The sequence below is a fragment of the Oscillospiraceae bacterium genome, from assembly GCA_022483045.1.
GTDB lineage: Bacteria > Bacillota > Clostridia > Oscillospirales > Acutalibacteraceae > Caproicibacterium.
This window is the reverse complement of record JAKVOA010000001.1, coordinates 583,877-601,697: the sequence shown is the minus strand read 5'-3', so window position 1 is coordinate 601,697 and position 17,821 is coordinate 583,877. Positions and strand designations below refer to the sequence as shown.

Sequence of the window (17,821 nt, the reverse complement as noted above, 5' to 3'; positions counted from 1 at the left end):
AATCCGCTGCGGTCCAAAAACTGCAGCGGATTTTTTTGTTTTTATACGGGCAGCTCGCGCTGTCCTTTTTCGGGGTGTGCAAGCGGCAGACGCACCGTAAACACGGAGCCCTCACCTACCCGGCTCTCTACGCTGATATCGCCGCCATACAGCACAGCAATGTGCTTTACAATTGACAGGCCCAGTCCGGTGCCGCCAATCTCGCGGGAGCGGCTGGTATCGACCCGGTAAAAGCGCTCAAACAAGCGCGGGATATGCTCCGGCGCAATGCCGATGCCTGTGTCGCGCACGCGCACCACGGCAATTTCTCTCTGGGCAGTGCCTGTAATCTCAACCCGCCCGCCGGGGTGGTTGTACTTGACCGCATTTTCAATCAAATTGGAAAAGAGCTGCTCCAGCCGCGTTGGGGCACAGCAGACGTACATTTTCGGGTCAACCTGATAAGAAACAGCAACCCGGTCTTTTTCCGCCACCGGCTGCAGGCGCTCCACGCTGGCAGCAACTGCCCGCTCCACACAAATCGGCTGTGCTGCGGGGTCTTCACGCATGTTTTCCAGGCGCGAAAGTGCCAGCATATCGTCAATGAGATTCTGCAGGCGCTCAGCTTCCATATCCAGCACATCGTAAAAGTAGGCGCGTGTTTCCTTATCGCGGCTGCCGCTTTTCAGCAGTTCGATACTGGCACGTATGGAGGTGAGCGGTGTCTTCAGTTCGTGCGTAACATTGCCGACAAACTCGCTGCGCATCTGCTCCAGCCGCTTCATGCGGCTGATATCGCTGATGACCGCAAGTACGCTGCTGCCGTCCTCTACGACCGCCGCATACACCGTAAACTGCTGCCCGGCCGTAACACCCGTGATCTGGTCTTTGCACGGTCTGCCGCTGTCTTTGGCACGGTGCATTACCCGGCCGACATGACTTAATACCAAACTGGTATCCATCGGTGCCCCTACGCTGAGTGCGGGACAGGAAAGCAGCATGCGTGCGCGCTCATTGAAAAACAGGATATGGTCATCGCTGTCTATCGCAAGCACGCCGTCGTCCATGCCCTCTAAAAGTCCCTTGAGCCGGCTCTGGTTTCGCCGCAATTCAGTAATAGCATTTTCTGTACTGCGGGTCATACGATTAAAAGAACGCGCCAGCCGGCCAACCTCGTCTTTTGCATCTTTTACAGACACACGGCTCGAAAAATTGCCCCGGCTGATTTCTTCGGCAGTATTGGTCAGATCCTGCAGAGGATGCAGCGCCCGCGCGACCAGAGGCAGCGTAACTGCACAGGCAATCAGAATACCGAGCAGCAGACACAAACCCGCGTTGCGTGCCAAAATGAGCATGACGCTGTCCATCTCTGTTGTGCGCAGCGCCACGCGAATAATAGACTGCTGATTAACTTTCAGAGCAGCATACAAATAATACTCATGGGTGGTTTCACTCAGACGCAGATCATAGCCGCGGCCGCTTTTCAGGGCCTGCTGCACCTCGGGGCGCTGCAGGTGGTTTTCATTGATGTCGCGCTTTTCGCTGTCGCCCAGCACGCGGCCGCCCGTACTGATGATGCTGACGCGCATCTGCTGGCCGGTCTTTTGCAAAGAGGCGCCCAGGCGCTCAGCCTCGCCCTGCGGATTTTTCTGTATGTTGTCAATATCTAAAGAAGATAAAGAAAGAACCGCATCCAGCCGGCGGCTGAACTCCTGCCCATACTGGCTGCGCACCTGAAAAGCACACAGCAGAAAGGCCGTCGAAAAGCTGAGAATTACAATCAGCACATTCAGCAGGGTCAGTTTCTTTTTCAAACGGCCTCATCCTCCTGCGCACAGAATTTGTACCCCACGCCGCGCACTGTCAAAATGCAGGCTGGCTTGTCGGGATTATCCTCAATTTTCTGCCGCAGATAGCGCACATGCACATCCACTGTGCGGGTATCGCCAAAATAAGAAACGCCCCAGACCTTGTCGAGCAGGGTATCGCGTGTCAGCACCCGGCCGGCGTGGCGCATGAGCATGCACAGCAAGTCAAATTCTTTTGCGGTCAACTCAATCTGCCGCCCGTCTTTCTGTACGGTGTGGCGGGTAATATCCACCGTGATACCGCTGGCAGAAAGCACCGGTTCTGGCAAGTCCGGCTGCTGCGCTGCGCGCCGCAGCACAGCACGTACGCGGGCGCATAGTTCTTTCATACCGAAAGGTTTTGTTATGTAGTCGTCCGCGCCCATTTCCAGGCCGAGCACCTTGTCGATTTCTTCTCCTTTGGCGGTAAGCATCAGGATTGGCACTGAGCGGGTCTCTTCCCCCTGGCGCAGGGCGCGGCAGATCTGCAACCCATCCATGCCGGGCATCATCCAGTCCAGCAGAATTGCGTCCGGCCGGCGCAGCCGGACCCCCTGCAGCAGGGTCTCGCCATCCGGAAACTCGCCGGTCTCAAACCCGGCATCTTTGAGCCCAAACGCGATAAGCTTTCGGATATTTCTTTCATCGTCCGCAATATAGATCAGAGCCACTGACGGTTTCCTCCTTCTGAAGCATGGATGCCGACCCGCCCCCGCCGGGCGGGGAAAGGCAAGGCTTATGGAAAGGTTTCCTCACCTTCGTTTAAGTCCTCGTGCTCACCGGTAACCATATAGAGAACCCACTCGGCAATATTGGTAGCATGGTCGCCCATGCGCTCTACATACTTGATAATAAACAAAAGGTCTACTTCTCGCATTACATTGGCAGAGTCCTGCGTAATGGAAGAGCAGACCTCCAGCACAATTTTACTGAAAAGAGAATCGATTTCATCATCGGCCATACAAATTTCTTTGGCACGCTTGGCGTCGCGGCTTAAAAAGACATCCATGGCGCCGGTAAACATGGTCTCTACCTTTTCTAGGGTGTTGACAATATGGCATAGCGGCAGACTTTGGCTGCCGGGCAGGCCGCCCGCAGCTACCATTTCGCAGATATCTGCGCACTGGTCCGCTTCGCGCTCCATATCTGTCAAAATTTTTAAGCTGCCCGCGATATTGCGCAGGTCGCCGGCAATGGGCTGCTGGCTGACAATTAAATTCATACAGGTCTTTTCGTTTTCGTGCTCCATGCGGTCAACGTCATTGTCGCCTGCCACGACCCTGCGGGCAAGCTGCACGTCCCCTGTGCGCAGGGCGCGGATAGTAGAGGCAATGCTGGTGTGAATTGCGTCCCCCATTTCGGTAATCTTTTCGGTCAGCTGTTCCAGTTCGTGGTCAAAGTGCTTTCTGGGCATGTTTCTGTACCCCCTTAATCATAACATATTGTCGGCATTCTGTCTAAGCGGACCGACTTTTTTTAGCCGAAACGGCCGGTAATGTAGCGCTCGGTACGCTCATCCGCCGGGTTGTTGAACATATCCGTAGTATTCGTGTACTCGACCAGATGTCCCAGCAGGAAGAAAGCGGTGTTGTCCGCAATACGCGCCGCCTGCTGCATATTATGTGTCACAATGACTACCGTATACTTTTTGCGCAGATCTTCCATCAGGTCCTCAATTTTCAGGGTAGAGATTGGGTCCAGTGCACTGGTCGGTTCGTCCATCAGCAGGATTTCCGGCTGTACAGCCAGCGCACGCGCAATACACAGGCGCTGCTGCTGCCCGCCAGACATTCCTAGGGCGCTCTTTTTCAGTCGGTCTTTTACCTCGTCCCACAAAGCAGCCGCGCGCAGGCTGGTTTCTACGATTTCGTCCAGTTTGGACTTGCTTTTAATGCCATGTATTTTAGGGCCATAGGCAATATTATCATAAATACTCATAGGAAACGGATTTGCTTTTTGAAACACCATGCCCGCGCGCTTGCGCAGCAGGGTTACATCTGTATGCGGGCTGTAAATATCCTCGCCGTCAATGGTGACAGAGCCGGTAATGCGGCAGCCCTCTACCAGGTCATTCATGCGGTTCAGCGTTTTCAGGCAGGTGGACTTGCCGCAGCCGGAAGGCCCGATAAACGCAGTAATGCGGTTTTCAGGAATCTGCATACTCAAATTTGTCAGCGCGTGCATAGAGTCCTGTGCACTTTCATAGTAAAGGTTTAGGTCTTTAATACCAACTTTTACCTGCTCAATACCAGAAAGCTCGCCGTAAACCGTTTTGTCCGTTTCTTTTGCTTCTGTCACCGGCGGGGCGTTTTTTTCCTGCCGCACCGGCGTACAGACTGCCGGAGCTGCCGCATGGTTCAGTTTCAACGCAATTCCTCCATTTTCCAAACTCATATAAAGCATCCTTTCAAAAACAGCATCTGCAGAAATTTAGTTTGATTTCGCGCCGGTTGCTTTGCGGTCAAGCCGGCGGCTGAGCAGGCGCGCCAAAATGCTGAAAAGCAACACCAGCAGAATCAGCACCGCCGAGCTGAAGTTTGCCACTTGGGTGGCGTTTTCGGCAATCGACTCCGTTCTGGAGGCCCAAATCTGCAGGGCAAGCGTTTCACCGGGGCGAAACGGATTGAGCGGGCAGGTCGGCGACGAAAGGTTCCAGTTGCTCCAGTTGATGTCGGTGCTCATGCCGGCTGTATACAGCAGAGCGGCCGCTTCACCAAAGCCGCGCCCCGCCGCCAGGATAACGCCGGTCATAATGCGTGGCACACAGGCCGGCAGCAGCATATGGGTAATGGACTGCCAGTGGGTCGCCCCTACCGCAAGGCTGCCCGCTTTGTAATCTTCCGGTAGCGCACGGAAAGCATCGACCGTGGTGGTCGTGATAAGCGGCAGGCACAGCAGTGAAACCGCCAATGCGCCTGCAAACAAATTCCACTGGGAATGGGTCATCAGGATAAACACCAGGTAGCCAAACAGGCCGATAACAATGGACGGCAGCGAAGAGAGCGTCTCTACGCATATACGCACAAAGCGGGTCAGTTTGCCCTCTTTTGCGTACTCTGCCAAATAGATACCCGCGAAAATGCCGATTGGTACGCTGATGAGCAATGCCAGTATCACTAAATAGATGGTATTAAAAAGCTGATTGCCAATGCCTTCTTCCGTAAAAGATAGCATCTGCGGGGAAAAGCTGCGCAGGCCGTTCACCAAAATGTACGCGATAAACGCCAACAGCAAAAGCAGGAAAAAGCCCGCGACCACATAAAACACGCCGGTCATAAAACGATCTGTGGTGCGGCTGCGCTGACTGGAAGTCTTTGCTGGGTCAATAGTTTTCATTTTTCTTTACCTTCTTTTCCAGAAATCGCGTGCACCAGAAAAATGAACAGAAGCGAAATAAGCAGCAGCAGCAGTGCCATGGTCCACAGCGCGGTGTTGTACTCGCCGCCCTCTGCCGCGCCACCCATATCCGCCGCAATGGTGGCGGTCAGGTTGGTCGTAGGCGAAAAAATGCTTGTCGGGAAGGCTTTGCGCTGCCCAATGACCATTGCAACCGCCAGTGCCTCGCCAAAAGCACGCGCCAGGCCCAGAATAATGCCGGTGAAAATGCCTGATTTTGCCGCAGGCAGCACCGTTTTGTAAATGGTCTGCCAGCGGGTCGCACCCAGGCCATAGGCCGCCTCACGGTAGGTTTTGGAAACGCTGCGGATTGCATCCGCGGAAACGGTGGTAATAGAGGGGTAAATCATAATTGCCAAAACAATCGCCGCCGACAGGACACCGTAGCCTACCTGCAGGTGAAACACTTTGCGGATAAACGGCACCAGGACGCTCATGCCGACCCAGCCGTACACAACCGACGGAATACCGACAAAGATCTCCGCCGCAGGTTGAAAGATGCGGGTGCCAAAGCGCGGCGAAATCTCTGTCATAAAGATTGCGGACGCAATGCTACCCGGCAGCGCAATGAGCAGAGCAAGCCCGCAGGTGCACAGCGAACCGACAATAAAGATAGCCGCGCCCACCGCGCCCCCGCCTGTGAAATCATCGGCGGGGTCCCAGTTGGAGGAAAACAGGAACTCCCCCACGCTGTGCTTATAAGTTGTAAATGTACCGATGCCTTTATAGGCAAGGAAAATACCGATTGCAAACGTGATGACAATCATCAGCAGCCCAAAGGCGGTGACCACCACCCGGCCCAGGTATTCCCGCCTGACCATATGCTTTCCTTTCATTCGCTTTGCATTCCTCTTTTCTAAAACAGAAAGGAAGACGGAATGTTTTCCAGTCTTCCTTTCCCCAGCTCTATAATATACAGAATGTCTTGTTGTCCTACTTACTTGCTTCCGCGTCACGGCTGCTGGTTACAGAAGCCTGCATTTTAGAGGTGACACCATAGCCCAGAGTCTCCATTTTCTTGCTGTATTCATCAGAGACAATATAGTCTAAGAAGCTCTTTACAGCGCCCTTTGCCTCGCCCTTCGTGTACATATGCTCGTAACCCCACACCGGGTATTTACCATTATAAGTATTTTCCAGGGTAGGCTCAGCGCCGTCAATGCTGACTGCTGTTACTTTACCTTTGTTGTCACCCACCAGGTAGCTGAGTGCCACGTAGCCGATAGCGCCCTTATTTTCCTGAATGCTCTTCATCAAGGTGCCGGAGTTGTCGGTTTCCAGTGCAGCGTTAGAGGCTTCTTCTTTGCCGCCCAGTGCATACTTAGTGAACAATGCACGGGTACCGGAAGTTTTTGGGCGTGTCACCAGTACGATTGGCTCGTCTGGGCCGCCAACTTCTTTCCAGTTCTTTGTTTTTGCGGTGAAAATGCCAACCAGCTGGTCTTTGGTCAAGCTCTTTACCTTAGCGCCGATGTCATTGTTGACAATGGGTGCCATGGTGACAATACACACCTTGTGGTCGACCAATTCTTTTGCTTTGTCAGCAGAAAGCTTGCTTGCAGCAGCAACATCCGAGTTACCGATATCGACAGAGCCGTCGGAAACCTGCTTGAGTCCTGTGCCAGAGCCACCGGCGTTCAGCGTAATGGAAACATTTGCATTCTTTGCTTTAAACTCTTTGGCTGCATCTTTTGCCAGCGGCAGCAGTGCAGAGGAGCCGGAGCCTGTAATCGTGCCGGTAACGCTGCCCGCTGCGGTGCCTGTGCTGCCCGCTGCAGAAGCCGCGCCCGAAGCCACACCTGAAGATGCCGCTGTTCCTGTGCAACCGGCAAATAACATGGCCGAGCAGAGAGCCGCCGCCAAAACAGAACTTACTTTTTTTTGCATACTGGAAACCTCTTTTCCTTTTATTCAAGTTATCATCTTTCCCCTTAGAACGATTTTTATTTTATGGCTGCTGTGTAAAATCCATGTTAAATATAGATTAGATAATAATTAAGATTGCTTTTTTACAAAAATGCGCTTACAATAAGAGAAGTTGTATAATATTTATAAAAAGTATCTGCAATTTTTGTCCGTTTATTTCGTTGTTGGCATTTATTTTTATAGAAAATCAAAAATCAATACATAATTTCATGCAAAATGCTTAACTCTGCGGCATTGCTGCCGCCTCAAAAGAAGGGATTTATCATGACGGATAAGCGTTTTTTACAGCTGATGAGCAAGACCTACCCCACCGCACAGGCCGCCGCCGCAGAAATCATCAACTTAAAAGCAATTTTGACCCTGCCCAAAGGAACCGAATATTTTTTCAGTGACCTGCACGGCGAAAGTGACGCCTTTCTCTATCAGCTGCGCAGCGCAAGCGGCGTTGTACGCCGCAAAATCAACGAGCAGTTTGAGCAGAGCTTGAGTGCTAGCGACCAAAACGAACTGGCTGCCCTGGTCTATTACCCAAAAGCCGGCCTGGAAAAGGCCCGCCGCGAAAAAAGCAACTACGACGACTGGTCCCGTATCAGCATTTATCGCTTAGTGGAACTCTGCCGCGATGCCAGCACCAAGTACACCCGCAGCAAGGTGCGCAAAAAGATGCCCGAAAACTTTGCCTACATCATTGATGAGCTGCTGCACGCCAGCGGAAGCAACAAACATCAGTACACCAATGAAATTATCCGCACCATTGTAGAGACCGGCATGGGTGACAACTTCATCACTGCCCTGTGCGGTCTGATTCAAAGCCTGCTGATTGACCGGCTGCACATCATCGGCGATGTATTTGACCGCGGCCCGCATGCAGACCTTATCATGGACGCCCTGATGGAGCAGCACGACATTGACCTGCAGTGGGGCAACCACGACATTTCCTGGATGGGTGCTGCCTGCGGCAATGCAGCACTGGTCGCAAACGTGGTGCGCCTGGGTATCAGCTACAACAACTTCGATGTACTGGAAGATGGCTACGGCATCAATCTGCGCCCGCTGTCGGATTTTGCTGCCCGTGTCTATGCCGACGACCCCTGCACTTGCTTTGAACCACACACTTTAGATGAAAACGAATACGATCCGGTCAGCCTGCCGCTGGCGGCCAAAATGCACAAGGCCATTGCAATCATTCAGCTGAAGCTTGAAGAGCAGCTGATTCACCGCCACCCCGAGTACCACATGGAAAATCGCCTTTTGCTGGAGCGAATCGACTTTGCCGCTGGCACGGTGCACGTAGACGGCGTTTCTTACCCAATGTGTGACACCTGCTTCCCCACTATCGACCCAAAGGACCCGCTGCTTCTGACTCCCGAGGAGCAGGACTTGATGCACGCACTAGTATCGTCTTTTCAGCACTCTGAGCGTCTGCAGCGGCATATCCGCTTTCTGTACTCAAACGGCAGCATGTACCTCTGCTGTAACTCAAACCTGCTGTACCACGGCTGCATTCCACTAAAGCGGGACGGCTCTTTTGCCGATATCCGCATTGACGGAAAAAACTACCACGGAAAATCTTACTTTGACTACATTGACTCTGTTGTGCGCAGCGCTTTCTTTTCTACACGCGGCAGCGATAAGCAGCAGAGTGCAGCTGACTTCATGTGGTACCTTTGGTGCGGCCCGCTCTCTCCTCTTTTCGGAAAAAGCAAACTCTCTATGTTTGAGCGCTACTTTATAGAGGACCCCAAAACACACAAAGAAGTGATGAATCCCTACTACACGCACCTGGAAAGCCGCGAAACCTGTGAAGCGATTCTGAGTGAGTTTGGCCTTAACCCGCAGACCAGCCATATTATCAACGGCCACGTACCCGTGCGTCTGAAAGAGGGCGAGTCGCCGGTAAAGGCAGGCGGCAAGCTCTTTATGATTGACGGCGGCATCAGCAAAGCCTACCAAAAGCAGACCGGCATTGGCGGCTATACTTTTATATACAATTCACACTACTTAGCCCTTGCGCAACACATGCCACTGGCCCCCGGTAAAAACATGGAAGACCACAGCCCGACTGTGCAGGTCGTAGAGGCCGTGAAAAAGCGCATCACTGTAGGCGACACAGACACCGGCACCGAGCTGCGCCGGCAGATTGCAGAACTTGAGGACCTGCTTGCAGCCTACCGCTCCGGCCGCTGTAAAGAGAATTTCCGTAAACGAGAATAAACATAGCAAAAAGGCAGGGCCGCAAAATGCAGCACCTGCCTTTTTGATTCTATTCTGTACACAAACATTCTTTAGGGTGTCGGGCGCTTATACTCCTGCTCGCAGTAAATGCAGCGGTAGCGGCGAGTCTTTTCGTCGCAGAGCTGAAACACCTGGTCCACGCCCTCTTCGATAGTCGTAATGCAGCGCGGGTTTTTGCAGGAAATCACGTTTTTAATATACTTTGGCAACTTCAACGCCTTTTTCTCTGCAATATGGCCGTTTTCAATATAATTCACGGTAATGTTAGGGTCTATAAAGCCGAGAACATCTAGGTCAACACTGACTTGGCCCTCAATTTTGATAATATCTTTGCGGCCAAATTTGCTGCTGCGCGCGTTTTTAATGACTGCCACACAGCAGTCCAGTTTTTCCAGCTGCAGCAGGTCGTAAATACGCATACTGGTGCCGGCCTGAATATGGTCAATGACAATGCCGGTCTGTAAAGAATCAATGTTCAGCATGGCAGTTTCACCCCCAGAAGTTTTAAAATCAGTGCCTGACGTACATATACGCCGTTCTGTACTTGGTCAAAGTAGGCCGCACGCGGGTCGTCATCCACATCCAGCGCAATCTCATTGACACGCGGCAGCGGGTGCAGCACATACATCTCTGGCCCTGCCAACTTCATTTTTTCAGAGGTCAGGACATAGCTGTCTTTCAAACGGACGTAGTCCTCTTCATTAAAGAAACGTTCTTTCTGCACACGGGTCATATACAGAATGTCAAGGCGCGGCAGGGCGGCCTCCAGGCTGGTGCCCTCTTCATAGGGAATGTGCTGCGGCTGCAGCACTTCTTCTATAATATAGCCGGGCACGCGCAGCTCTTCCGGCGAAATCAGGACAAAGCGAATGCCAGGGTAACGCGCGAGGGATTTAATCAGGGAATGCACGGTGCGGCCGAATTTCAGGTCACCGCACAGGCCGATGGTCAGGTCGTGCAGGCGCCCTTTTTTGCGGCGGATCGTCATCAGGTCAGTCAGGGTCTGTGTGGGGTGCTGGTGGCCACCGTCGCCGGCATTGATGACCGGAATCTTTGAAAAATGTGCGGCGCGGCGCGGCGCGCCCTCTTTGGGGTGGCGCATGGCGCAGATATCCGCAAAACAGGAAACAACCCGAATCGTATCTGCCACGCTTTCGCCCTTGGTGGCAGAGGAAGTTTCGGCTGAATGAAAGCCCATTACGCTGCCGCCCATGTTGAGCATCGCGGTCTCAAAGCTTAAACGTGTGCGGGTGCTTGGCTCATAAAACAAAGTGGCCAGCTTTTTGCCGTCACAGAGATGTGCGTACTTCTGCGGTTCTGCGGAAATTTTATCCGCAAGGTCCAGCAAATCGTTGATTTCCGAAACGGAAAGGTCCAGCGGATCGATGAGATGTTTTACCATATTCCCTCCTGCAGGTCTTGCAGCCCGCACAGCATCCGCGGGCTGCAGCAAAAGCGGGCGCTTGGTGCCTATGCTGCGCTGAGTCTAAAAAGCTGTACGGAATTTATCTGCAAAGCGGGCTGCAGGCTTTTGCAAGCCATGTGCGCTCTTTGTCATCCAGATGTGGTGCAAGAGTCTCGTAAACCGTATGATGATAGCGGTCAAGATACTCTATTTCGTCCGCAGAAAGCAGCTCCGGCAAAATAGCCGCGCGGTCGATGGGGAACTTTGTCAACGGGCTGAAAGCATAGAACTGGCCGTATTCGGTCTTTTCGTCCATAACGACTTCCAGTGTATTTTCTGTACGGATACCAAATTTGCCCTCCATATAAATACCGGGCTCGTCCGTAATGGTCATGCCGGGAACCAGCGGAACTTCTGAGCGGAAGCTCTGTGGGCCCTCATGCACGGCACCCAGGTAGCCAACGCCGTGGCCTGTGCCGCAGCGATAATCCAGGCCGTGCTTCCAAACCTGTACGCGGGAAAGGGAATCTAAATCTCTGCCGCTGGTGCCTGCCGGGAACTTTGCCTGTGCCAAATCGATGTGGGACTTCAAGACCCAGGTAAAGCATTCTTTTTCTTCCTGTGTCAGCGGGCCCATGGCAAAGGTACGGGTCACATCGGTGGTGCCAGTCAGGTACTGTCCGCCAGAGTCTACCAGCAAAAAACCCTTTGGCTGCAGAGAGGAATGCACTTCTTTAGTCGGGCCGTAGTGCATCATGGCCGCATTAGGGCCGTAGGCGGCAATGGTCCCGAAGCTCTCGCCGCAGTTGTCAGGCATTTGTGCGCGGCATTTATGGGCAATGAGGGAAGCATCCCACTCGGTAAGCGGCTCCCCCGCAGCCATGCGGCGCTCCAGCTCCATTTTAAACTTCACCAGTGCAACGCCGTCGTAAACATGGCAGGTACGCATGTTGGCGCACTCGGTCGGGTTCTTTACAGCCTTTAAGCCGGTAATGATATCTGGGCCATCCAACAAAGTGCAGGCAGGGTTTTTCTGCAGAGTGGTATACAGATCAAAGCTAATGCTGCCCTTATTGACCAGCACTTTCTGCGGGGTGGTGCTGTCCTGCAGGTCCGCTGTAAGCTGTGCATAGGGCCGTACCTCTACACCGGACTTTGCAATGGAAGCAGCAGCATCGGCATCCAGCCGGCCTTTGTCCAGATACAGCAGAGCCTTTTCCTCTGTCACCAGCAAAAACGCAATGGCAAAAGGGTTGTAGGCAATATCTGCGGCACGCAGGTTGGTTGCCCATGCAACATCATCCAAAAGGCTGTAAAGCTGAGCGGAAGCGCCATTTTTCAGCAGGATTTCGCGCACCTGCTGCAGTTTGTCCGCACAGGACTTGCCGGCATAGCGCTCTGCCAGCAGATGTACAGGCGTTGCCGGCAGGCTCGGCCGGCCCTCTGTCCACACCGGTGCGACCAAATCAATGCTGATAAGTTTTGCGCCGGAGAAACTCAGCAGGCTACGGATTTTTTCCGCATCCATCTCGGAAAAGACGCGGCCGTCCACCACGGCTGTTCCACCTGCAATATTCTTTGCCAAGTACTCGCCAATGGTCGGCACACCCGGCTCGCGCATACGCATTAGCTGAATCGGCGTACCCTGCAGCTGCTGCGCCGCCTGGATAAAGAAGCGGCCATCCGTCCACAAAAGGCTCTCCTCTTTGGTTACAACCAATGTGCCGGCGTCGCCGGTAAAGCCAGAAAACCAGCGGCGGGACTCCCAGTACTCTGGGATATACTCGCTCATATGCGGGTCACCTGTCGGCAAAATGACAGCGTCTGCCCCATGCGCGGCCATCTGCCGACGCAGAGCACTCAATTTTTCTGTTACAGTCATTGTTTCTCCCTTCCTGCGGCAAGGGAAAACGCCGCGCAGAAAAAAGCTCACCCGAAGCAACCTGCCCTTCGGATGAGCTTTTCCTGTTTCAGCGGTACAGCCATACCGCAGATATCTATTTTTTACAGAATGAACTATTTGAAAGGTTCCACTCTTTTGGCAGCCCGCGGGCCGCCTGAAAAGCAGGCTTCAAATAGTATACGAGTTTTGACGGAAACTGTCAAGGGAGAATGCACCGAAGAAGTTTCAGCGCTGATCCAGGGGCACATAGCTGCGGTGCGGGGCCACTGTTTTGTATGCCGGACGAATAATCTTGCCCTCATTGATGCGTTCTTCCAAAAGGTGAGCGCTCCATCCGGCGATACGCGCCATGGCAAAGACCGGCGTGTACAGCTCAATCGGCAAACCGAGCATGTAGTAAACAAAGCCGGAGTAAAAATCGATGTTTGCACTGACACCTTTATAGGTTTTACGCTCCTGCGCAATAATCTGTGGGGCAAGGCGGCCAACCATAGCGTACAGGCCATATTCTTTTTGCTTGCCTTTTTCTACAGAAAGCCGCTCTACAAATTTACGGAAAATCTGCGCACGCGGGTCGCTGATGCTATACACCGCATGTCCCATGCCATAAATAAGGCCCTTTCGGTCAAAGGCTTCGCCGTGCAGCAGGCGGCGCAGATAACTGCCGACCTCTTCTTCGTCTTCCCAATCTTTCACTTCGTGCATCATGTCGGTAAACATGCGCACAACCTTGATGTTTGCACCGCCGTGTTTCGGGCCTTTCAAAGAGCTGAGCGCCGCTGCAATCACCGAATAGGTGTCTGTGCCGGAGGAAGCAACCACATGGGTGGTAAAGGTAGAGTTGTTACCGCCGCCGTGCTCTGCATGCAGCACCAGTGCAAGGTCGAGAATGCGAGCCTCTAATTCTGTATATTTGTTGTCAATGCGCAGCATATACAGAATGTTTTCCGCTGTGGAAAGGTCATTGCGCGGAGTGTGAATGAAAAACGGCTTGCTGGGGTCGGCGTTGTGGGCATAAGCCTGGTAGCCGTACACTGCCAGCTGAGGAAACAGCGCAATCATTTCGATGCACTGCCGCAGCGTGTTCTCCAAACTGGTGTCATTTGCCTTTTCGTCATAGGCATACAGGGTCAAGACACTGCGCGCCAGGGTATTCATCATGTCACAGCTTGGCGCTTTCATAATAATGTCGCGCACAAAGTTGGTGGGCAGCGTGCGGTAGCGGTTCAGCAGGCCGCGAAAAGCCTCCAGCTGCGCGGCGGTGGGCAGATCTCCAAAGAGCAGCAGGTACGCTGTCTCCTCAAAACCAAAGCGCTTTTCCGTAAGGAAACCGCGTGTCAGGTCATTAATAGAAATGCCACGGTAATATAATTCACCGGGGATCGGTACTTTTTTGCCATTGACGGTCTTTTTGGCTTTCACTTCGCCGATTTCCGACAGACCGCACAGCACGCCTTCGCCGTTGATATCGCGCAGACCACGCTTTACATCATATTTTCCATATAGGTCAGGGTCTATGGAACTGCTTTTGACGCACAGCTGCGTCAGTTTTTCAATTTCCGGGGTAACCTCAAAAAAATCATCCACGGCGGTTGTTTTTACCAAACGGCTCACTCTCTTTCCTCACAAATATCTGCATACGCCCATGTTATTTTGCAGACTTTTCCATTTTACTCTGCAAAAGTATATTTTTAAATTTTATCATAAATCCATTTTAAAGTCAAACAGTACAAGTTGTGTTTTTTAGCTGTAAAGATTCTGTAAACAGATTATGATATGCGTTATGCAGACTTGTTTTCTCAAAAAACTTCTGTTATACTTTAATTTTGTAAGAGAATATGTAAACCAATCTTCACCGGAAAGGAGGCTGCCCTCATGACTTACCGTACCATTCACTGCCCCTATTGTGGGTTGGAACTGCAGGTGCCTGAGAATGTAGATCATGTGGTCTGCATGTACTGCGCAAAGCCCATTGACCTAAAGGCGCTGTTTACACCTACTGCTGCCGAACCGGATGGCGGCGAAAAGCTGCAAAGCGCGCTTGCTGCGCTGGAACCCGCCCTGTTCCACTTTGAAAATGGCGAACCGTCCTTTACCAAAAAAGACTACCCTGATTATTTTGCAGACTACAGCAGCCGCCTCGGTGTTCCGCTGGAAGCGCTGCGTGGGGTGCAGGCAGAGGACTGCCATGCCTTTGCACAGGCGCTGATGTCCCGCATTGCAGATGAACTGTCTATTCGACATATCCGCAGCAGCCACAATAGTGCCTTTTTTTCCTACCGCCTAATGCTTACAGTCTATCTGCTGCCGTCCCTGCACGACAGTCAGGTACCGGAAGCTGCCGCGGTAATGGATGAATTTTTAAAGATTTGGAACAGCAAATACCCGAAAGAACCACTGAATGCCGTCGGCTATGACTGCATCAACAACGGCTGGCGCAAGCGGGCCTGCTACATCACCACCGCGGTTTGCGGCTCCCTGCACAAACCGGACAACTGCCGCGAACTGCAAACTCTGCGCGCTTTTCGTGACAACTGGCTGTGCCATCAGCCGGCGGGCCCCTTGGCGATTCAGGAATACTACGCATTTGCTCCCGCCATCACTGCCAAAATAGATGCCTCCCCTGCCCCGGAAGCAGTCTACCGTTCCCTGTGGGAAACGGTCATCTTCCCCTGCGTGCAGGACGCGCAGGCCGGCCGCAGCAACACCTGTTTTCGGCGCTACGCGCAGATGATGCTGCGCCTGGAAAAAGAGTATCTCTCTTGAGCTATGTGACAAAGGGACGCTGCCCTTTCGTCCCTGCCGCACCGCATACTTTGTTTGACAATTCTCTATTTAAATGCTATGATATTTAGCGAAATGCAGGCAAGTCACCTGCCGCTGTGGCGGAATTGGCAGACGCAAGGGACTTAAAATCCCTCGATAGCAATATCGTACCGGTTCAACCCCGGTCAGCGGCACCACCCCCGGAAAGCCAGTTATTTAAAGGCTTCCGGGGATTTTTTGTTTTACGAGTTAAGACCCGAAAGCATCCCCAGAGGGGACCATCGTTCTAGTACTCTGCAAAAAGCGCGCTTCTCTCACTTTTCCATACGAGAAAGCTGCTGCATTTTGATAAAGCATATGATATGGATATCAGAAAAGTTATAAATTCCAAAAGCGAGCCCACAGCAGCATCCATTTTCGGGAAGCTTAGGCTGCCTGTGTTTAAAATATAAATAATGTATTGTTTCTCTGCTGATGACATAGGGAAAACAAGCAGCAGTGCAAGACAGCAAGCTATTCTTTGCGTGTAAAGCCGGTATGTGGCCGTTTGCCGCTGTAGCAGCTTTTTCTTTGATGGTTTCTGTTCTGCAAGGCTCTGCGGCGGATACCGCGGCGTTTTTACAATCCGACTTTGCAAAAAAGGCCCTCGGAAAGCACTGCTTCCGGGGGCCTTTTTATAATATTTGCAATAATTGAAGCATTTCGCTATCTGCCCCCTGCGCTCGGACCCGTTCCGTCAAGTTTCATTGATACGCCTAGAAACAGCAAATTGCAGACCGGAAGGATCGTGCGCTTCAATGAATTTGCGACGCCAGACCAAACGTATAGCCCATCTGCTCCCATTTAGTCATCAGCTCATCTAAAATATCCGCGTTGGTCTTTGACGTACTGTGCAGCAGTACCACTGCACCGGGATGTGTGCGGGGTATAATTTTCCCAAAAGCCTCTTCTTTGCTGGGCTGTTTGTCTTTGTACCAATCAACATAGGCGAGACTCCAGAAAAAAGTTTTGTAGCCCAATTTCTGCGCCTGCTGCAAATTCTTTTCACTGTAGCGCCCCTGTGGTGGTCGATAGACCCGCTGCATCGGCTTTCCGGTAATTTCTTTATACTTTTCCTCCACGGAACGCAATTCCTTTTCAAAAACCGCTGGGTCAGAAATTTTTGACATATCATAATGGTGCCAGGTATGGTTGCCCACGGTGTGCCCCTCCGCTGTCATACGGCGCACCAGGTCCGGGCTGGTCTGCAGATAATTACCTACCACGAAAAAGGTTGCCTTGACATGGTGTTTTTTCAGCGCATCTAAAATTTTCGGCGTATAGCCGGCCTCGTAGCCCGCATCAAAAGTCAAATACAGTTTTTTCTCCTGCGCATTCCCTAAAAAATAGGCATTATACTGCTTGAGATACTGCGGTGAAGCATTGCCGATCGGCTGTTTTCCTTTCTCCTGAAAAGAAAGCCCCCAGTTTGGGCTGGGGGCTTTCGCGGAAACTGCCACGCTGGCAAGCCGGCTGTGTGCCGCTGTCAGTAGTGCGGCTGCGGCCGCAGCCGCAAGCAGCACCAGCAAAAGGTTCTTCTTTTTAAAGAGCAGATACAAAGCTTCCCCCTCCCTTATACAGGAACTTTATGCAGAGGGAAAAGCAAATATACTAGAATACCGCGCGCACGGTGTCGAACATCACTTTGATGTCGCTGCCTACCGAAATAGAATCGATATACTGCAGATTGAGCTGCATTTTAGTAGGCAGGATTTCCTCGACATAGGCTGTTTCTGGGTCTAATTTGGAAGCGGCTAAAATTTCGTCTTCATTGCGGAAATGAATGCTGCTGGGCGCGGTGACGCCCGGGCGCACCAGCAAAGTCGGCATATAAGCATCTCGGTATGCTTTTACATATTTAGGCACTTCTGGCCGGGGGCCAACCAAGCTCATGCTACCGCCCAAAACATTGAGCACCTGTGCAAACTCATCCAAACGGCATTTGCGAATCACATGCCCCACCCGCGTGATGCGCGGGTCCTCGCCCACCGTGATGGCAAGGCCTTTTTTATCGGCATCCTGCACCATGGTACGGAACTTAAAAATACGAAATGGCCTGCCAAAGCGGCCGATGCGTTCCTGCCGGTAAAACACCGGCCCGCGTGAGTCGATTTTTACTGCAGCTGCGGTAATCAGCAGCAGAGGCGACAGCACCACCAGGATAAGGAAGGATACAACAATGTCAAACAGCCGCTTGGCAGCCAGCGTGCCGCGGCGGTGCTGCAATTTTTCAAAATAATTTTTGGTATCTGGATTTTTCATGTAGTCTGGCAGGTCTTCATACTGCACACAAACTCCCCATTTCGTCTGTATTTCTGCGGTTTC

The 17,821-nt window shown here is 52.3% G+C and carries 15 protein-coding genes and 1 tRNA gene; 3 read left to right on the top strand and 13 right to left on the bottom strand.

Annotation, left to right across the window (positions count from 1 at the left end):
- Positions 1-41: 41 nt before the first annotated feature.
- From LKE53_02870 to LKE53_02840, 7 genes are all read right to left on the bottom strand, one after another.
- The gene (locus tag LKE53_02870; GenBank protein ID MCH3971704.1) at positions 42-1,793 is read right to left on the bottom strand and encodes an ATP-binding protein; all 1,752 of its coding nucleotides are present in this window, start codon (positions 1,791-1,793) and stop codon (positions 42-44) included.
- The gene (locus LKE53_02865) at positions 1,790-2,497 is read right to left on the bottom strand and encodes a response regulator transcription factor (GenBank protein ID MCH3971703.1); all 708 of its coding nucleotides are present in this window, start codon (positions 2,495-2,497) and stop codon (positions 1,790-1,792) included. The genes LKE53_02870 and LKE53_02865 overlap by 4 nt, the downstream gene beginning before the upstream one ends.
- Before the next feature lie 65 nt (positions 2,498-2,562).
- Positions 2,563-3,240 (bottom strand): phosphate signaling complex protein PhoU, encoded by a 678-nt coding sequence (gene phoU / locus LKE53_02860; protein ID MCH3971702.1) that lies wholly within the window; start codon positions 3,238-3,240, stop codon positions 2,563-2,565.
- A gap of 62 nt (positions 3,241-3,302) precedes the next feature.
- Positions 3,303-4,010, bottom strand: a complete 708-nt coding sequence (gene pstB / locus LKE53_02855; GenBank protein ID MCH3971701.1) for a phosphate ABC transporter ATP-binding protein PstB — start codon at positions 4,008-4,010, stop codon at positions 3,303-3,305.
- 246 nt (positions 4,011-4,256) lie between these two features.
- On the bottom strand, positions 4,257-5,162 hold the full coding sequence (gene pstA, locus LKE53_02850) for a phosphate ABC transporter permease PstA (protein ID MCH3971700.1): 906 nt from the start codon (positions 5,160-5,162) through the stop codon (positions 4,257-4,259).
- The gene (gene pstC / locus LKE53_02845; GenBank protein ID MCH3971699.1) at positions 5,159-6,058 is read right to left on the bottom strand and encodes a phosphate ABC transporter permease subunit PstC; all 900 of its coding nucleotides are present in this window, start codon (positions 6,056-6,058) and stop codon (positions 5,159-5,161) included. Before pstC ends, pstA begins: the two co-directional genes overlap by 4 nt.
- Positions 6,059-6,155: 97 nt before the next feature.
- A complete protein-coding gene (locus tag LKE53_02840) occupies positions 6,156-7,109 on the bottom strand; it encodes a phosphate ABC transporter substrate-binding protein (GenBank protein ID MCH3971698.1) in 954 nt (317 codons plus the stop codon).
- 303 nt (positions 7,110-7,412) lie between these two features.
- Between LKE53_02840 and LKE53_02835 the strand changes: the two genes are divergently transcribed.
- A complete protein-coding gene (locus tag LKE53_02835) occupies positions 7,413-9,362 on the top strand; it encodes a fructose-1,6-bisphosphatase (protein MCH3971697.1) in 1,950 nt (649 codons plus the stop codon).
- Positions 9,363-9,433: 71 nt separating this feature from the next.
- Here LKE53_02835 and LKE53_02830 read toward each other — a convergent pair whose 3' ends face one another.
- The 4 genes from LKE53_02830 to LKE53_02815 form a co-directional block, all read right to left on the bottom strand.
- Positions 9,434-9,865, bottom strand: a complete 432-nt coding sequence (locus tag LKE53_02830) for an aspartate carbamoyltransferase regulatory subunit (protein MCH3971696.1) — start codon at positions 9,863-9,865, stop codon at positions 9,434-9,436.
- The gene (gene pyrB / locus LKE53_02825) at positions 9,859-10,785 is read right to left on the bottom strand and encodes an aspartate carbamoyltransferase (protein MCH3971695.1); all 927 of its coding nucleotides are present in this window, start codon (positions 10,783-10,785) and stop codon (positions 9,859-9,861) included. The genes LKE53_02830 and pyrB overlap by 7 nt, the downstream gene beginning before the upstream one ends.
- Positions 10,786-10,888: 103 nt before the next feature.
- Positions 10,889-12,670 (bottom strand): aminopeptidase P family protein, encoded by a 1,782-nt coding sequence (locus tag LKE53_02820; protein ID MCH3971694.1) that lies wholly within the window; start codon positions 12,668-12,670, stop codon positions 10,889-10,891.
- Between the two features lie 246 nt (positions 12,671-12,916).
- Positions 12,917-14,305, bottom strand: a complete 1,389-nt coding sequence (locus LKE53_02815; GenBank protein ID MCH3971693.1) for a citrate/2-methylcitrate synthase — start codon at positions 14,303-14,305, stop codon at positions 12,917-12,919.
- Positions 14,306-14,566: 261 nt separating this feature from the next.
- Here LKE53_02815 and LKE53_02810 point away from each other — a divergent pair, with 261 nt between their 5' ends.
- Together LKE53_02810 and LKE53_02805 are read left to right on the top strand one after the other, a co-directional pair.
- Positions 14,567-15,457: a hypothetical protein gene (locus LKE53_02810; protein ID MCH3971692.1), complete on the top strand. Its 891-nt coding sequence runs from the start codon at positions 14,567-14,569 to the stop codon at positions 15,455-15,457.
- Between the two features lie 110 nt (positions 15,458-15,567).
- Positions 15,568-15,654: transfer RNA gene (locus LKE53_02805), tRNA-Leu, on the top strand.
- Positions 15,655-16,251: 597 nt separating this feature from the next.
- Here the strand turns inward: LKE53_02805 and LKE53_02800 are convergent.
- Both LKE53_02800 and LKE53_02795 read right to left on the bottom strand, forming a co-directional pair.
- Positions 16,252-17,055 (bottom strand): polysaccharide deacetylase family protein, encoded by an 804-nt coding sequence (locus LKE53_02800; protein MCH3971691.1) that lies wholly within the window; start codon positions 17,053-17,055, stop codon positions 16,252-16,254.
- Positions 17,056-17,107: 52 nt separating this feature from the next.
- Positions 17,108-17,785, bottom strand: coding sequence for a sugar transferase (locus LKE53_02795; GenBank protein MCH3971690.1), 678 nt, complete (start codon positions 17,783-17,785; stop codon positions 17,108-17,110).
- Positions 17,786-17,821: the final 36 nt, after the last annotated feature.